This window comes from Bogoriella caseilytica, from assembly GCF_003752405.1.
In the GTDB taxonomy this organism is placed as follows: Bacteria; Actinomycetota; Actinomycetes; order Actinomycetales; family Actinomycetaceae; genus Allobogoriella; species Allobogoriella caseilytica.
Genome location: NZ_RKHK01000001.1, coordinates 1,761,689 through 1,777,524, shown reverse-complemented (window position 1 = coordinate 1,777,524; position 15,836 = coordinate 1,761,689). Strand labels below are relative to the sequence as shown.

The 15,836-nt window shown below is 69.1% G+C and carries 14 protein-coding genes; 2 read left to right on the top strand and 12 right to left on the bottom strand.

The genetic code is table 11. The annotated features are described in order from the left end of the window. Positions 1 to 16: 16 nt before the first annotated feature. The 9 genes from EDD31_RS07905 to EDD31_RS07865 form a co-directional block, all read right to left on the bottom strand. On the bottom strand, positions 17 to 913 hold the full coding sequence (locus EDD31_RS07905; protein WP_123303666.1) for a phosphatase PAP2 family protein: 897 nt from the start codon (positions 911 to 913) through the stop codon (positions 17 to 19). Positions 914 to 1,123: 210 nt separating this feature from the next. Then, a complete protein-coding gene (locus EDD31_RS07900) occupies positions 1,124 to 1,996 on the bottom strand; it encodes an SDR family oxidoreductase (RefSeq protein WP_123303665.1) in 873 nt (290 codons plus the stop codon). 230 nt (positions 1,997 to 2,226) lie between these two features. Then, on the bottom strand, positions 2,227 to 3,075 hold the full coding sequence (locus tag EDD31_RS07895) for a serine hydrolase (RefSeq protein WP_123303664.1): 849 nt from the start codon (positions 3,073 to 3,075) through the stop codon (positions 2,227 to 2,229). Further along, positions 3,072 to 3,791, bottom strand: a complete 720-nt coding sequence (locus EDD31_RS07890) for a type 1 glutamine amidotransferase (protein ID WP_123303663.1) — start codon at positions 3,789 to 3,791, stop codon at positions 3,072 to 3,074. The genes EDD31_RS07895 and EDD31_RS07890 overlap by 4 nt, the downstream gene beginning before the upstream one ends. A gap of 90 nt (positions 3,792 to 3,881) precedes the next feature. After that, positions 3,882 to 4,967 (bottom strand): ABC transporter ATP-binding protein, encoded by a 1,086-nt coding sequence (locus EDD31_RS07885; protein WP_123303662.1) that lies wholly within the window; start codon positions 4,965 to 4,967, stop codon positions 3,882 to 3,884. Then, complete coding sequence (locus tag EDD31_RS07880; protein WP_123303661.1) at positions 4,898 to 5,917, bottom strand: ABC transporter ATP-binding protein; 1,020 nt, start codon at positions 5,915 to 5,917, stop codon at positions 4,898 to 4,900. Before EDD31_RS07880 ends, EDD31_RS07885 begins: the two co-directional genes overlap by 70 nt. 5 nt (positions 5,918 to 5,922) lie before the next feature. Beyond that, positions 5,923 to 6,840 carry an ABC transporter permease gene (locus tag EDD31_RS07875; RefSeq protein ID WP_123303660.1) on the bottom strand — a complete coding sequence of 306 codons (918 nt, stop codon included), beginning with the start codon at positions 6,838 to 6,840 and terminating at the stop codon, positions 5,923 to 5,925. Next, a complete protein-coding gene (locus EDD31_RS07870) occupies positions 6,837 to 7,895 on the bottom strand; it encodes an ABC transporter permease (protein WP_123303659.1) in 1,059 nt (352 codons plus the stop codon). Before EDD31_RS07870 ends, EDD31_RS07875 begins: the two co-directional genes overlap by 4 nt. 7 nt (positions 7,896 to 7,902) lie before the next feature. Further along, on the bottom strand, positions 7,903 to 9,750 hold the full coding sequence (locus tag EDD31_RS07865) for an ABC transporter substrate-binding protein (RefSeq protein ID WP_123303658.1): 1,848 nt from the start codon (positions 9,748 to 9,750) through the stop codon (positions 7,903 to 7,905). A 471-nt stretch (positions 9,751 to 10,221) separates the two neighbouring features. Between EDD31_RS07865 and EDD31_RS07860 the strand changes: the two genes are divergently transcribed. Both EDD31_RS07860 and EDD31_RS07855 read left to right on the top strand, forming a co-directional pair. After that, a complete protein-coding gene (locus tag EDD31_RS07860; protein WP_123303657.1) occupies positions 10,222 to 12,084 on the top strand; it encodes a BCCT family transporter in 1,863 nt (620 codons plus the stop codon). Between the two features lie 70 nt (positions 12,085 to 12,154). Further along, positions 12,155 to 14,635 carry a DEAD/DEAH box helicase gene (locus EDD31_RS07855; protein WP_123303656.1) on the top strand — a complete coding sequence of 827 codons (2,481 nt, stop codon included), beginning with the start codon at positions 12,155 to 12,157 and terminating at the stop codon, positions 14,633 to 14,635. Here EDD31_RS07855 and EDD31_RS07850 read toward each other — a convergent pair whose 3' ends face one another. The 3 genes from EDD31_RS07850 to EDD31_RS07840 are packed head-to-tail and all read right to left on the bottom strand — an operon-like array spanning position 14,636 to position 15,713. Then, positions 14,636 to 14,995, bottom strand: coding sequence for an Rv3654c family TadE-like protein (locus EDD31_RS07850; protein ID WP_123303655.1), 360 nt, complete (start codon positions 14,993 to 14,995; stop codon positions 14,636 to 14,638). It abuts the gene before it with no gap. Beyond that, positions 14,992 to 15,471 (bottom strand): TadE family type IV pilus minor pilin, encoded by a 480-nt coding sequence (locus EDD31_RS07845; protein ID WP_123303654.1) that lies wholly within the window; start codon positions 15,469 to 15,471, stop codon positions 14,992 to 14,994. Before EDD31_RS07845 ends, EDD31_RS07850 begins: the two co-directional genes overlap by 4 nt. Beyond that, complete coding sequence (locus EDD31_RS07840) at positions 15,471 to 15,713, bottom strand: DUF4244 domain-containing protein (protein WP_245991044.1); 243 nt, start codon at positions 15,711 to 15,713, stop codon at positions 15,471 to 15,473. Before EDD31_RS07840 ends, EDD31_RS07845 begins: the two co-directional genes overlap by 1 nt. Between the last annotated feature and the right edge of the window lie 123 nt (positions 15,714 to 15,836).

Genomic DNA, 15,836 nt, shown 5'->3' with positions numbered 1-15,836 from the left:
CAATGGAAGCCACACCTCACCGTGTGGCGCCAGCGCGTCGCGGATCGCTGCGTGGGGCGGAGAGCACCAGTGCGAGCAAGGTGGTCAGGCAGGTGATGGCGATGATCGCGGCGATCGCGCCGATGTAGGCCACGGGAAGGTCGAAGCGCTCCGGCGGCTCGGCTCCGATGGCGCCGCGCGTGGTGAGCAGGGCAAGGAAGCTGACGAGCGCGGCAACCGCCATCGTCAATCCGAGCAGTGCCCTCGTGGCGACATCGGCACCGCGCGCCCAGGAGGGCATCCTGCCCCCATTCGTCGCCACATCCTCCCGCCGCAACAGCGCCAAAGCGCACAACAACCAGGCGCCCACCACGAGCACTGCCGCCACGACGTCACCGGGCCGGTGCCAGCTCACCACCATCGTGGCGACACCTGTGGCGGCCGCATAGATCGCTCCCGTTCCGGCCACGAGCCAGCGCCATCGCGGGGCCACAGCCAGGAGCCCGGCGGCCAGAGCGCTGACCGCCGCGGTGGTGTGGCCGGAGGGGAGGGAGTTCGCCATGGACCAGGTGACCCCGAGGTCGGGGCGGGAGAACACGTACTCCTTGAGCACCTGGGTAGTGATGTTCGCACCCCCCACCACCAGGGCGATCGCGACGACGTGCACCCACTGGCGGCGTAGCGCGGCGAAGAGACCGGCCACGGCCACCACCACGACGAGGAAGGCCTCCGAGACGATCCCCAGGAGCTGGTGAGCCCTGCCGTACAGGGTGCTCTGGCCCAGTGCTGAGCCCTCCAGGGCGAGCTGGTCGATCCGCTGCCCAGTGGGGGTGGTGACGAAGAACCACCACACGAGCGCGACTGCGCCAGCACACAGCAGGGCGAAGGCGGCAGCGACGACACGGCGTGCGCCGTCCCTCGGGTGATAGACCACGCAGGAACGTTAGAACACCTGCGCGGTCTCGGGTGGTCAGAAGACCGGGCTTAACAGGTTTACTTCCTCACCTCCGCCTCGGCTGGACCTCGCCCCTCGGCCCGGCACTCGGCTGCGCCTTCGTCAGAAGACCGGGCTTAACAGGTTTACTTCCTCACCTCCGCCTCGGCTGGACCTCGCCCCTCGGCCCGGCACTCGGCTGCGCCTTCGTCAGAAGACCGGCTTCCCGCCGGTGACGCCGAGCACGGTGCCCGAGACGTAGGAGGCCTCGTCCGAGGCGAGGTACACGAAGGCCGAGGCCACCTCGATGGGCTGGCCGGCCCGGCCGAGCGGGGTGTCGGCACCGAAGCCCTCGACCTTCTCGCCGTCGAAGGTGGAAGGGATCAGTGGCGTCCAGATCGGGCCCGGAGCCACAGCGTTCACCCGGATGCCACGCGAGCCCAGCTCGGAGGCCAGGTTCACCGTGAGGTTGTTCAGCGCAGCCTTGGTGGCGGCATAGTCCAACAGCGGTTCCGATGGCGAGTAGGCCTGGATGGAGGTGGTGTTGATGACCGTGGAGCCCTCGCCCAGGTGCGGCGTCGCCGCCTTGGTGGTCCAGAACGTGGCGAAGACATTCGTAGCGAAGGTGCGTTCGATCTGATCGCCGGGGAAGTCCGGGAAGTCCGGCTGGGCCATCTGGAATGCCGCGTTGTTGATCACCACGTCGAGGCCGCCCAGGCCGTCAACCGCCGTCGCGACGGCGTGGGCACAGGCCTCCTCGGTGCGTAGGTCGACCTCGATGACCACGCAGGTGCGGCCGGCCGCCTCCACCGCTTCCTTGACCTCGGCGGCGTCCTTGGATTCGTCGGGCAGGTGCGTGATGGCCACATCCGCCCCCTCCTTGGCGAAGGCGATGGCGACCGCGCGCCCGATCCCGGAGTCCCCACCGGTGATCAGGGCCTTCTTGCCGGTGAGGCGCTCGCGCCCCACCCAGGTGGTCTCGCCATGATCGGCCGCCGGGTTCAGGGCCGCCTCCGTGCCGGGCCACTGCTGGTCCTGCGCGGGGATCTCGGACAGCTTCTCGGTGTTCTTCCACGTGGTCATAGGCCCATGGTGTAACGGGCGTCCTGGCTGCGCATCCCGTAGCCGAGGCGCCCGCCGCCCCTCCCCCGCAGACACGGCCGCCGATCCCCGCGGTCACGGCCGCCCCTCCCCCGCGATGGTGATCAGAAGACGTCGCTCTAGCGGGCCGGATCCCCGCTCAGAGCGACATCCAGTGAGCACAAACGCTGCGGGCGGGCGCCCGGGTGGGGCCGCCCCGAGGGCCGGCAGGGTCAGCGCGCGGCCAGGCGCAGGGCGATGTCGGCGAGCGCCCGGATCGCGGCCACGGCCGAGGGCCAGTCGGGGAAGTCGCGGGTGCACACCCCCAGCACCAGCGCCCGCGGGCCCGGCTCGCCGATGTAGGCGACATCGTGGCGGATACCGTCCACCCAGCCGGACTTCGAACCCCACGGGGTACCGGCCGGGACGACTCCGCCGATGACCTGGTCCTGCTGGCGGGAGAGCAGGTCGGTGACATACCGCGTCCACTGCGCACCGATGAGGTCGCCGCGCACCGTGGCCCCCATGAGCGTCGCGAGATCTCCGGCGGTGCAGTAGCTGACGCGCCCGAAGTGCTGGGCCGCGAGCATGTCGCCGTACTTCCGGCCCAGGGCGGAGTGGGTGCAACCGGCGTCGGCGAAGACGGCGGCCACCGACTCCTTGCCCACCAGGTCGTAGGCCATGTTGGTGGCCTCGTTGGAGGAGACGGTAATCATCCGCTCCAAGATGTCGCCGACCGAGATCGGTGTGCCCTCGGCGGGCCAGGCGTTGTCGACCTCATCAGCGTCGTAGCTGAAGTCGAAGGGAGTGCCGTCGAAGTCGCTCGGCCACGAGCTGACCACGGGCACCTCGTGGTCCAAGCTCAGCGCGCCGCCTTCCAGTGCGCGCGCCACGGCAACCAGGATGGCGAGCTTGAGCGTAGAGGCCGGGATGAAGGTCTCGTCCGGGTGGTTCTCGGCGAGAATCGCCCCCTCAGCGGTGGCAAGCCGGTAGGCCACGAAGGGCGCCGGCCCCTCACCAGAGGTCAATGTGCCATCACGTCCGGCGGCCGCCTTCTCACCGGCAGTGCGCGGATCGCTCATGCGGCCGGCCTCCGCTGGGCCGCCTGCTCGCGCACCACCGCGGCGAAGTTGGCGAGCAACTCGCGGGACTGGCGCACATTCACCGGGGCATCGACCTCGGCAGCAGCCGCGAGTGCGTCGCGATCCACCCCGACCTTGGCCAGAGAAGCCTCGTTCCACTTCTTCAATCGCGAGGCATCCACCTCGGGATGGAACTGCAGCCCCCAGGCCACGCTGCCCACCCGGAAGGCCTGGACCTTGCATGCCTCGTTGGTGCCGAGCAGCACAGCCTCCTCGGGCAGGCGGGTGACGGAGTCCTTGTGGTTCTGGATCATCCGGAGCTGCTCTCCAGCCAGGGAGGAGAACACCCGGTCCTCGGCGGCCGCCTCAGTGAGGTCGATGCCCACCGAGCCGCGCTCGGTCTCGCCCGAGGAGGCGGTGACCTCGCCGCCGGCCACCAGGGCGAGCACCTGCTCCCCCAGGCAGATACCGAGCAGCGGAATCTCCTTGGCGATCGCCTCGCGAGTCAGGGCGCGCTCGCGGTGCAGCCAGGGCGCGTGCTCGTCGTTGTCCGGCATGAACCCGCCGCCGAGGAGGACCACACCATCCACGCCAGCCAGCGTGGGGGGAAGTTCGTCGCCGTCCACCAGATCGACGGAGAGCCCCTCCTCCACGAGCCAGCCGGACAGCCGGCCGGCGCCCGAGGACGGCGAGTTCTGGACGACGAGGATACGCATCTGTGCTCCAGGGAAGGTTGTGGCCCGGATCGGCGGGCCCAGCGGTGATGGCCACGCCCGAAGCGGCATGGCCATCCTCGAACTGATTCCTCAGTTCGAAGCTTGCACGGTATCGCGGACCTCTTCACGGCCGCTCACGTGTGCCACGTGGCAGGCGGCCTGCCACTGGCGGGTCTCACTGCCCAGCACGTTCAGGTCCACGGTGGTGCACTTCTCCGCCACACCCACCTGCTCGGCCACGCCGGAGTTGTAGACCGGGCACCGCGAGTGGAAACGGCAACCACTGGGAATCGCCGAGGCGTCCGGAGCTTCCCCGGTGAGCACCTGGGGCTCCCCCACCGGGGACTCCGGTAGGACGGAGACCAGCGCGCGGGTGTACGGGTGCTGGGGATCGAGCAGCACCTGCTCCACCGGGCCCTGCTCCACAATGCGCCCGAGGTACATCACCGCGATCCGGTCGGCGATGTTCCATGCGAGGCCGAGGTCGTGGGTGACCACCAGCGCGCCGAGACCATAGTCGTCTCGCAACTCCTTGAGCAGTGCGAGGATCTCGCCGCGCACGGAGGCATCGAGAGAGGCCACCGGCTCATCCGCCACGATGATCTTGGGTGCGAGTGCCAGAGCCCCGGCAATGACCACACGCTGCCGCTGACCGCCGGACAGCTCGAAGGAGTACCGCATCAGGTAGCGCTCCGCCGGGCGGAGGCCGGCCTGGGACAGCGCCCGGACCACCCGGCCGTGTTCGTCGTCGTGAATGCCGTGGATACGCAAGCCCTCGGCCACGGCCTCGTAGACCGTCTGACGGGGGTTCAGGGCGCCCGTGGGGTCCTGCAGCACGAGCTGGACCTTCTTGCGGAAAGCACGCAGCTGCTTGGTGGTCGTGCCCAGCGGCTTGCCGCCGAAGGTCACCGCTCCGGCCGTCGGCTTCTCCAGGCCGAGGAGCGTGCGCGCCAGGGTGGTCTTGCCGCAGCCGGACTCCCCGGCCAGGGCCACGATCTCCCCGGGCTTGACCTCGAGGTTGACGCCGTCGACGGCGCGGGCCTCGCGCCCGCCCGGCAGGGAGAAGGCCACGTGGAGGTCGGCGGTGGACAGCAGGTTCTCGTCGCTCACAGCGCAGGCTCCTTCGTGGGATCGCCCGCCGGGACGATCGGGTCGCCGTCTTGCGCCACCAGGCATGCGCTCAGGCGCGCAGGATCGTCGGGGGCGGGGACGGTCAGCAGTTCGGGCTTGACCGTGGAACAGTCCTCGCGGGCCACCGGGCAGCGTGGGTGGAACGGACATCCGGACGGCAAGTCGGAGGGGTCGGGCGGGTCGCCGGCGAGACCACGCGGATTGTTGCGTGCCGACATGTCCCCGATGACCGGGAAGGCCGAGCCGAGTGCGTGCCCGTAGGGGTGGCGCGGAGCGGTGAACAGGGCATGGCCCTTGCCGAGCTCGACCACCTCACCGGCGTACATCACGGCCACCCGGTCGCACATGTCGGCCAGGACCGAGAGGTCGTGGCTGATCATGATCAGTCCGACGTTGCGCTCATAGACCAGGTTACGGAGCAACTGCAGGACCTGAGCCTGCACCATGACATCCAGCGCGGTGGTCGCCTCGTCGGCGATGATCAGATCCGGCTCGCAGGCCAGGGCCATCGCGATCATGACGCGCTGGCGCTGCCCGCCGGAGAGTTCGTGGGGGTAGCTGTCCTTGCGCCAGGCGGGCATGCCGACCTGGTCGAGGAGTTCGACCACCCGCTCCTCCAGCGCGGAGCCGGTGAGCTTCTGGTGCAACTCCAAAGGCTCGGCAATCTGCTGACCCACCCGGTAGACGGGGTTCAGGGCGTGCATGGCGCCCTGGAAGACCATGGACAATCCGGTCCAGCGCACGGCACGCAGGCGGCCCCACTTCATGCTCAGCACGTCCTCGTCGTCGAGCAGGATCTCCCCGCTGACGTCGGTGCCCGGGGGAAGCAGCCGCAGCATCGCCATGGCCAGGGTGGACTTCCCCGAGCCGGACTCCCCGGCGATGCCGAGGGTCTGGCCGGCCTCGAGGGTGAGGTTCACGCCCCGCACGGCAGGCACGGTGCCACGCAACCCGCGGTAGGTGATCGAGACGTCTTTCAGTTCGAGCAGGGGCATGCCACTCACTTCCTCAGGCGCGGGTTGAGGGCGGTCTCCAGGGCGCGGCCACACAGGGTGAAGCACAGCACCACGAGCAGGATCATGAATCCCGGCGGGAGCATGTACCACCACGCCCCGGCGGACATCCCACCCGAGCTCCAGGCGCGGTTGAGCATCATCCCCCAGGAGAGGCTGTCCGGGTCGTACAGGCCGAGGAAGGCCAGGGTGGACTCGGAGAGGATGGCGCCGGCCACCGCCATGATGGTGGAGGCCATGACCAAGGGCATCACATTGGGCAGCACGTGGCGGGACATCTGGTGCCCGTGACCGGCCCCCAACGCGCGAGCCCGCTCGAGGTAGGGGCGGCCCTCCACTGCTCGGGTCTGCGCGCGGATGACCCGGGCTGTTCCCGCCCAGGACGTCACACCGATGGCGATGATCAGCACGAGCATGCCGCGGCCCAGAATGACCACCAGCACCACCGCGAGCACCAGGGTGGGCAGGTTCATGAACCACTCGGTGATGCGCATCAGCACCCACGAGATCTTGCCCTCGAAGTGACCGGCGATGATGCCGACCGTCGTGCCGATGAACATGCCCATGAACGCTGCGGCCACGCCGATGATCAGAGTGACGCGGGCGCCCATGAGCGTCAGCAGGGCCACGGAGCGGCCGAACTCGTCGGTGCCGAGGATGTAGCCGTCGCCTGGCGGGGCCATCCGGCCACCGGTGGCCTGGGTGACGCTCAGGGCGCTGGAGTCCACCAGGGCCGGGCCGAAGATCGCCAGGAGGATGAAGAAGCTCAGCCCGATCAGACCGGCCATGCCGCCCTTCTGCGAGCGGAACTCCTTCCAGGTGGAGCCGGCGGAGCGCTTCCACCGCGCCAGGCGGACGGCGGTCGGGCTCGGCGGGGTGGAGGGTGTGGCTGTCTCGGTACTCATGCCTTACGCGCCCTCGGGTCGATGAACCAGTACATGATGTCCGCTGCCAGATTCGCGAGCACGGTCGAACCGGCGAAGATGACGAACAGGCCTTGCAGCACCGGATAGTCGGGCACGGATATCGCCTGATAGAACGTATAGCCGAGCCCTGGCCAGGAGAAGATCATCTCCGTGATCAGCGAACCGTTGATCAGGTTGCCGATCGACATGAACACCACCGTGGTGGTCGGCAACATCGCGTTGCGCATCGCGTGCTTGCGCTGCACCACGTTGTCGCGCAAGCCCTTGGCCCGCGCGGTGGTCAGGTAGTCGTTCCCCATTTCGTCGAGCATGGCAGCGCGCATGGTGAGCAGATAGCCGGAGTACATCATCAGCGTCAGCGTCACCGTCGGCAGGATCATGTGATAGCCGACGTCGAGGAACTGGGCGAAGAAGTTGTCCCCGGCGCCCGCCGAGCGCATCCGCCCGGTGGGGAAGAGCCGTAGCTCGCGGGAGAAGATGATGATGGCGATCATCGCCACCCAGAACGTGGGGGCGGCGAAGAAGACCAGGGCCGTGTAGACCGTGCGCCGGTCGAAGCCGGTGCCGTGGCGCCAGGCTGCCTGCGCTCCCAGGCCGTAGCCGAGGATGACCGCCAGAATGAGAGCCACGCCGCCCAGGAGCAACGTGGGGAAGAGCCGGTCTGCGAAGAGCTGGTTGACCGGCACGCCGAACTGGATCGAGGTGCCGAGGTTTCCCTGCAGCAGGCCGGTGAGGTAGTTCCAGAACTGCACCGGAAGCGGGTCGTTCAGGCCCCATTCCTCAATGAGTGCGGCCTGGAGTTCCGGGGAAGGGTTCTCGAACTCCGCCATCAGGTTCTCCACGGGGTTACCCGGGAGCACGCGGAAGATGAAGAAGGCGGAGAAGACGATCGCGATCAGCGAGACGATCGTGCCGCTGATCCGGTTGATGAGATAGCGCCCGAAGCCGGAGGAGGAGCGGGGTGCCTTCTCCCCCGGGGCGTTGCCGGCCGACTCAGAGCCGGCCGGCAACGCCGCGGTGGTGTGTGAGGTCATGGACGAATCACTCGCGATCCTCGGCGGTCTTCTTGCGCTTGACCAGGACCGCGACGACAACGCCGGCCGCCACGATGACCACGACACCGGTACCGATCAGGACGCCGGTGGACACGCCGCCGAAGGTCTCGCCGGTGGGCTGGGCGGACCAGTAGGCCCACGGACCCGACTGGCCCATGATCATGCCCTCGTCCTCGGGCTGGGTGGTGACGTCAGTGATCTTGACGTTGTTGTACGCCTCCATCACGTGGGGGTACCACAGGAAGATCATCACGTTGTCGGTGTACAGAGTCTCCTGCAGCTCGTGGAAGAGCTCGACAGAGCGGTCCTCGTCCAGCTCCTGCTGGGACTCGGCGATCAGTGCGTCGAAGTCTTCGTTGCAGTAGTAGGTGTCGGTACCACCATCGCCCGGTTCGACCGGGAGCTGGCCGCAGGACTGACGGTTGAGGTTGTACACCGGGTTGGGCTGGATGCCCCATCCGGTGAAGGACATCTCGACATCACCATTGAGGAACAGGTCCTCGACGTCCTCGGTGATGACGCGCTCGAGGTCGATGCCGATCTCGGCGAGCCACTCCTGGATGAAGAGGGAGGTGTTCTCACGCTCGGTGTTCCCGGCATCCACGGCGATGCGCAGCTCCAGCGGTTCACCGTCGGGGGTGGTGCGGAAGTCCGCGCCGTCGGCCCACTCGTAGCCGGCCTCATCGAGGAGGGTGTTCGCGGCGTCGAGGTCGAAGTCCACGCGGATGTCGTCGCTGGGCTCCCACCAGATGTTGGTGAACACGTTCGGCACGATGGAGGTGGCCGGGTCGCCGAATCCGCCACGCACGCGCTCGATGAGCTCCTCGCGGTCCAGTGCGTGATGAATGGCCTGGCGCACCGCCGGGTCGGTCACGGCCTCGCGCAGGTTGCCGAACTCCTCACCGTCGCGGGTCTGCGGTCCGTGGTTGAAGCGCATGGCGAACCAGCGCCGGTCGGGGGCGGTGTTCGTGGTGACGTGCTCGATGCCTTCCAAGCGGCGGATCTGCTGCTCGTTCAGGCCACCGATGAGGTCCACCTCGCCGGCCTCCAGGGCCGCGATGGAGGTGTCGGGCTCGGTGTAGTACTGGAAGACGAGCTCGTCGAAGCCCGGTGCGCCGCGGAAGTAGTCCTCGTTGGCGGTGTATCGGATGTAGGAGTCCACCGAGAACTCGGAGGCCTGGAAGGGGCCGATGCCGACGATCGGGAAGTCGTCGTTGTCGTACTCGCCCCAGGCGCCCTCGTGCTCCTCCCAGATGTGCTTCGGCACGATGACCTGGTCACTGGCCTCGATGCCGATGTCCGGGAAGTTGAGCTCGAAGACCACGGTGAAGTCGTCCTCGGCGCGTACGTCGGCGATGAGCTCGTTGGTCGGAGCGTTCCGGGCTGAGATGTCCGGGTCTTCGCGCATGATGTGGTAGGTGTACACCACATCCTCGGCGGTGAACTGCTCACCGTCGTGCCAGTACGCGTCCTCACGCAGTTCGAAAGTCCAGGTCAAGCCATCCTCTGAGGCTTCCCAGTCTTCAGCAAGGCCCGGCTCCGGGGTGTAGTCCTCGGCACTGAGGCGCACCAGGGGCTCATAGGTGATCTGACGGAACTGGTGCTCGATGACGTACGTCTGCTGGAACGGGTTCCAGGTCTCGATGGACTGCGAGGTCCCGACGACGAGGGTGTTGGGGTCATCGCTGTCGACCTCGTCGGCCGACTCGACCCCCTCGTCGGTGTCGGTCTCCGCCTCATCGGCATCGGCCCAGGCTGGCACCGAGAGCGTCGCGCCCAGCAACAATGCGCCGGCGGCCGCTGCGGCCCTCGGGAGCAGCTTGTGTGGAGTCATGTGCGTCGTTCCTTGTCTGATGGGGACCGGGATCGTGGTCCTGCGACCACGGTGGGTGAGAGGAAGTCTCACAGACTGATGTCACAGCCGTGTAAAACTCCATTGGTCAGAGGTAACAAACCGAAAAAAAGTTCCCTTGGCTACCCCCACGGCCGGAATGTCACCAGATCGATATGGGTCATGTCACTTCCTGGACGCGCCCTGTTCGCATGCTGGACATGTGGCCAACTCGCTGAACGGGCTGTTGCAGGTTCGTGAATGACCGGTACCGTGCCCCTGCACACCGGCTGGCGCGCAGTCGTGGAAACACGTCCTCGCGTCTGACCCCACGACGATCAGGAGGATTCGTTGAGCGCTCCCCCCAGGCCCCCGCACGGCGCATCGGCTGCGCCGAGCGCGCAGCCCCGCAAGCGACGAGGGCGGATCCCCGCGCCCCGCGTCTTCATTCCTGCCCTGATCATCATTCTGGTGATGACGCTCGTCCCCTTCGTCACCTCGGTCATCGTGCCGCAGATCTGGAGCGGTGACGTCGCCGAGTCCGTGGAGACCGGGCTCGCCAACACCATCGAGACCACCATGCAGGGCGTGGTCTCGGGTCTCGGCCCCTGGATGGTCGTGGCCGTGGCCGGCTTCGTCCTCTTCTCGCTCGTCATGGGCCTGAGCCGTTTCGGCGACATCAAGCTCGGCCAGGACGACGACAAGCCCGAGTTCTCGCTGCTCTCCTGGTTCGCGATGCTCTTCGCCGCCGGCATGGGTATCGGACTGGTGTTCTGGGGCGCGGCCGAGCCTCTGGAGTACTTCACCTCACCGCGACCTGGCGTCAATGGCGAACGTCTCGACGGTGCCGCCGAGGGATACAACCACTGGGTTGAGGGCGACATCGCCGGAGTGGCCGAACAGGCCATGAACCAGACCTTCCTGCACTGGGGCTTCCACGCCTGGGCGATCTACGCCGTCATCGGCCTGGCACTGGCTTACGCGATCCACCGCAAGGGTCGTCCGGTCTCGATCCGCTGGACCCTCGAGCCGCTGCTCGGTGACCGGGTCAAGGGCTGGATCGGCGACGTCATCGATGTCATCGCCATCGTCGGCACGGTCTTCGGCGTGGCCACCTCCCTGGGCCTGGGCGTCAGCCAGATCGCCGCCGGCTTGAACCACCTCGGCCTGATCCCCTCCTGGGGCTTCGACGAGGACGGGTCCGTGGGCAGCATCGCACTGATCCTGGTGATCGTGGTGGTTTCGGGCATCGCGCTGATCTCGGTGGTCTCCGGGGTGGGCAAGGGCATCAAGTGGCTCTCGAACGTCAACCTCGGCATGGCAGCCATCTTCCTGATCGCCATGCTGCTGCTCGGCCCGACCCTGTGGCTGTTGCGCACCCTGGTGGAGTCCATCGGCGACTACCTCGGAGCCGTGGTCCCGCTGACCTTCCACACGGCGGCCTACACGGGCGAGGAAGGCTTCTCCTTCCAGCGCTGGTGGACGGTCTTCTACTGGGGCTGGTGGATCTCGTGGGCGCCGTTCGTCGGCGTCTTCATCGCGCGCATCTCCAAGGGCCGCACCGTGCGCCAGTTCATCGGCGGTGTGCTGCTGGTCCCGACGGTGATGAGCTTCGTGTGGTTCACCGTGATGGGCGCCGGCGCGATCTACGAGGCCTGGGAAGACGGCGGCGAGGGCCGTCTGTGGTCCACCGAGACAGCCGGAACCGTGGGCGAACAGCCCGAGGCGGTGCTGTTCAACTACATCGACGTGCTCGCCGGTGGCGGCACGGCCCTGGCCGCCGGCCTGGCGATCGTGGCCACCGTCATGGTGGCGATCTTCTTCATCACCTCCTCCGACTCCGGTTCGCTGGTCATCGACATGATCGCCTCGGGCGGCGAGCTCGATCCGCCGAAGTGGTCGCGCGCCATGTGGGCCGGACTGGAAGGCCTGGTGGCCATCCTGCTGCTGGTGGCCGGTGGTCTCACCCTCTTGCGGGACGCCGCCATCCTGACCTCGGTGCCGGTGATGATCGTCATGCTCGCCATGTGCGTGGCGCTGTGGAAGGCACTCAACGGCGAGCACCAGGTGCTGGTGGAGGCGGAGCGCCGCCATCGTCGCGAGGAACTCGAACGCCGAGTCGCCGCACGAATGGAGACCCACGTCGAGAAACAGGTCGACGAGACCCTCGACGAGCAGTTCCCTGATCGCTTCCGCGAGGAACTCGCCACCGTCACTGTGCGGATGGCTGCCGAGCATGAGCCGGGCGCGTCGCCCAGCACGCCTGGCGAGGCTGGCGCCGCCTTCACCCTTCCGGAGGCGCCGAAGCGCAGGAGCTGGCGCCGCAGGCGCGACTAGCACCGGACCTGGAGCGCCGTGCGCTCCGCATGCCCCCCGCTCAGCGCATGACCGCAGACCCTCGAAGCCGATGGCTTCGGGGGTCTGCGCATGCCTCATCGGCCACACTGGAGGGGTGTCCGCCTTCGCGCCGCCCGACCTCCTGGGGCTCCTGCGTTCCCTCGGGGAGCCCGACGGGCGTTTGCTCCATGTGGAGACCACTCCGGCGCGACCGGCCCGCACGGCGCCGTGGCCTGCCTGGGCCGACTCCGCGCTGGTGGCCGGTTACCGCGAGATGGGGGTGGCGGAGCCCTGGACCCACCAGGTTCAGGCCGCAGACGCATTACGAGCCGGCCGGCACACGGTGATCGCCACCGGAACCGGCTCCGGGAAGTCCCTGGCGGCATGGCTGCCCGCTCTGACCGCGGTGCGTGAGGCGGCGGGCACCTCCGGCTCCATCGCCGCCCTCCAGCGCCGGCCCACCACGCTCTACCTCTCCCCGACCAAGGCGCTCTCGGCGGACCAGCTCGCCGGGCTCGAGCGCCTGCTCGGCTCCGCCGGCGTCCGTGACGTCCGGGCCGCGACCTGTGACGGCGACACCCCCCTGCAGGAGCGGGACTGGGTCCGAGAGCACGCTGACGTGGTGCTCACCAACCCCGATTTTGTGCACTTCTCCCTCCTGCCCGGGCACCGCCGCTGGGTGCGGCTGCTCCAGGGCCTGCGCTACGTGGTGCTGGACGAGTGCCATGCCTATCGAGGTGTGCTCGGAGCGCATGTGGCCTTGATCGTGCGCCGCGTGCTGCGCCTGGCCCGTTCCTTCGGGGCCGAGCCGGTGGTGCTCGCCGCCTCGGCCACCACCGCCGACCCCGCGCAGACCGCCGCGCGGCTCATCGGCGTACCCCCGGCGGCCCTCGAGGTGGTCACTGAGGACTCCGCTCCGGCGGGCCGGCGCACCCTCGTGCTCTGGCAACCGCGCCTGAGCCGCTCTTTCTCCCCCGAGGACGACGACCCCTGGCTGCTGCCCGAGGTGGGGCAGACCGGTGACCCGATCGGCGGTGATTCTCCGGTCGACGGCGATCCCGCGCCGCGGCGCTCCGCTGCCTCCGAGGCCGCGGAACTCGTCGCGGACCTGGTCGCTGCCGGGGCCCGCACCATGGCCTTCGTGCGCTCGCGTGCCGGCGCGGAGGCACTGGCCGGGCACATCCGCGAGCACCTCCGCGGCCACGGCGAGCAGGGGGCGGCCCTGGCAGAGCGCGTGGCGGCCTACCGTGGGGGCTACCTGCCCGAAGAGCGCCGTGAGCTGGAGCGGGCGCTGCGCCGCGGGGATCTGCTCGGCCTGGCCACCACGAATGCGCTGGAGCTGGGGGTCGACATCGCCGGGCTCGACGCGGTGGTCATCAGCGGATGGCCTGGCACGCGGGTCTCCCTGCGCCAGCAGGCCGGCCGGGCCGGCCGCGCCGGGTCAGACGGCGTGGCCGTGTTCATAGCCGGTGAGGACGCGCTGGAGACCTATGTGGCACATCATCCGGAAGCGCTGCAGGGCTTGGAGGCCACCACCTTCGACCCGGCGAACCCCTACGTGCTGGCACCTCACCTGTGCGCCGCGGCCCAGGAGCTTCCCCTCACCGGCCCGGATCTCGCGCTCTTCGGCCTGCCGGACGAGACGCTGCTCGAGGAGCTGGCGCACCGCGGCTTGCTCCGCCGTCGGCCCACGGGGTGGTTCTGGGACATCTCCCGGCCCGAGCGCCCCCACGACCTCGCCGACCTGCGCGGCTCCGGCCCCCGACCGGTGCAGATCGTGGAGGCCGGCACCGGTTCCGTGCTGGGCACCGTGGATGGCGCACGCGCCGACTCCAGCGTTCACCCGGGAGCGATCTACCTCCACCAGGGCCGCAGTTTCCTGGTGGAGCAACTCGAGGACGACGTGGCGGTGGTGCACGCCGCACCGGAGGCCGCCTACCGCACGCGGGCGCGCACTTCCTCGCAGGTGCGGATCCTGCACCAGCGCGAGGAGGCCTCCTGGGGTGAGGGCATCACCTGGCACGCCGGCGACGTCGAGGTCACCAGCCAGGTCACCGGTTACGAGCGGCGGATGCTTCCGGGCATGGAGATCGTGGGGACCTATCCCCTCGAGCGACCGGAACGCGTGCTGCGCACGACTGCCGTGTGGTGGACCCTGCCGGAGGAGAGCTGCACGGCGGTGAGCGTGGGCAAGGACGTCCTACCAGGTGCGCTGCACGCGGCCGAGCACGCCTCGATCGCATTGCTGCCGCTGCTGGCCACCTGCGACCGGTGGGATATCGGCGGCCTTTCGACCGCGCTGCACCACCAGACCGCACAGCCCACGGTCTTCGTCTACGACGGCTTCGCCGGTGGCGCCGGCTTCGCCGAACGGGGCTTCCGGATGGCGGAGCAGTGGATCCGCGACACCCGGGCCGCGATTGCCTCCTGCGCGTGCGCTCATGGCTGCCCCTCATGCGTGCAGTCACCGAAGTGCGGGAACGGCAACTCGCCCTTGGACAAGCGCGGCGCGCTGCGCCTGCTGGCGCTGCTGGAGCGTTCCGCGCGCTGATCAGGCCGGGCCGGCGCGTGCCTGTGCCTCCACGTGTGCCGCAAGACGGCCCGGGAGCTGCGCGGTCACGGTGGCGGTGACCTCCACCTCGTGTCCGCGGACCGTGCAGGATCGCAGTTCCGCGCTATTGAGCTGCGCGAGCTGAGCGGCCACCACGCACGGGTCGGGTCCGCCGATCTCGTACAGGCTGCTCGCGGCCGCCAGGGCGGCCAGATCGGCGGCGGCCTGCGCTCGCCCGCGGGCATCAACAGCCGCACCAACCGAGGCGACCGCGAGCGCACAGGCGGCCAGGACGCCCACGAGGGCCACGGCAAGGACCGTGCCGGAGCCACGGTCCCCGCGGGCGAGGGCGTGCGTCATGAGCCGGGTTCGGGCCGCGCAACCGCCTGCGCGCGTGCGGTGACGTCGATCCACCCCAAGGGTCCCGGCACCGGACGGGCGACCGTGACCTCCACGAACTCGCCGGCACGCCCGATGCCGATTTCGGCGCTGTCCCCCGCGATGGCGACCGCAAGCGAGCGGACGTCACTCTCGATCTCACCCAGGGCCACCGCACGGGCTCCGGCCCGTGCAGCATCCGCCACCCGCACCTGGGTGAGCGAGGCCGATGCCACCAGCAGGACCGCCACCAGCACGGTGACCACAGCCGGCAGGGCGAGGGCGAACTCCGCCGTCGCCGCACCGCGTTCGCCACCGGGCGCCGGGCGCCGTCGCAGTGAGCGGGTGCGGTGGGCGGAGCAGCGGCGCCACCGGACGCGGTGTGCCCGGGGCGCGCACTCCCGCAAAGGCCGAGCACGTCGGGCACACTGGTCGTCCGCGGGGCAAACGGCGGTCATCAGGCGGTGAATACGCTTGAGATGATGCCCTCGATGGCCTGCTGCACCATTGGCGAGCGGATCACCAGCAGCAGTACGCCGGCGAGGGCGGCGGCCGCCACCATGACCAGCGCGTACTCGGCGGTGGCGATGCCTTCCTCCGCGGAACGGATCGCCCGCCAGCGGCGGATCAGCACAGCGCGCCGCTGGGCGGGGCGGGTGATGGCAGCGTGGCGTCTTCCAGGGCGGCCGTGGACAGTCACGGTGCCTCCTTTCGCTGGGCGATCGAGCCGCCCGGTGGGTTTCTGGCCGATCGGAACGCCGGCCGTGGAAGGCAGCGTGCGGTAGCGGAGCGGTGCGCCGCCTCGCTCTCCCCGGCGGCTGGG

Coding starts and splice junctions, on each gene's coding strand:
- EDD31_RS07900 (WP_123303665.1), bottom strand. CDS start 1,996: ATGACCACGTGGAAGAACACCGAGAAGCTGTCCGAGATCCCCGCGCAG.
- EDD31_RS07895 (WP_123303664.1), bottom strand. CDS start 3,075: ATGAGCGATCCGCGCACTGCCGGTGAGAAGGCGGCCGCCGGACGTGAT.
- EDD31_RS07890 (WP_123303663.1), bottom strand. CDS start 3,791: ATGCGTATCCTCGTCGTCCAGAACTCGCCGTCCTCGGGCGCCGGCCGG.
- EDD31_RS07885 (WP_123303662.1), bottom strand. CDS start 4,967: ATGCCTGGTGGCGCAAGACGGCGACCCGATCGTCCCGGCGGGCGATCC.
- EDD31_RS07880 (WP_123303661.1), bottom strand. CDS start 5,917: ATGCCCCTGCTCGAACTGAAAGACGTCTCGATCACCTACCGCGGGTTG.
- EDD31_RS07875 (WP_123303660.1), bottom strand. CDS start 6,840: ATGAGTACCGAGACAGCCACACCCTCCACCCCGCCGAGCCCGACCGCC.
- EDD31_RS07870 (WP_123303659.1), bottom strand. CDS start 7,895: ATGACCTCACACACCACCGCGGCGTTGCCGGCCGGCTCTGAGTCGGCC.
- EDD31_RS07865 (WP_123303658.1), bottom strand. CDS start 9,750: ATGACTCCACACAAGCTGCTCCCGAGGGCCGCAGCGGCCGCCGGCGCA.
- EDD31_RS07860 (WP_123303657.1), top strand. CDS start 10,222: ATGACGCTCGTCCCCTTCGTCACCTCGGTCATCGTGCCGCAGATCTGG.
- EDD31_RS07855 (WP_123303656.1), top strand. CDS start 12,155: ATGGCTTCGGGGGTCTGCGCATGCCTCATCGGCCACACTGGAGGGGTG.
- EDD31_RS07850 (WP_123303655.1), bottom strand. CDS start 14,995: ATGACGCACGCCCTCGCCCGCGGGGACCGTGGCTCCGGCACGGTCCTT.
- EDD31_RS07845 (WP_123303654.1), bottom strand. CDS start 15,471: ATGACCGCCGTTTGCCCCGCGGACGACCAGTGTGCCCGACGTGCTCGG.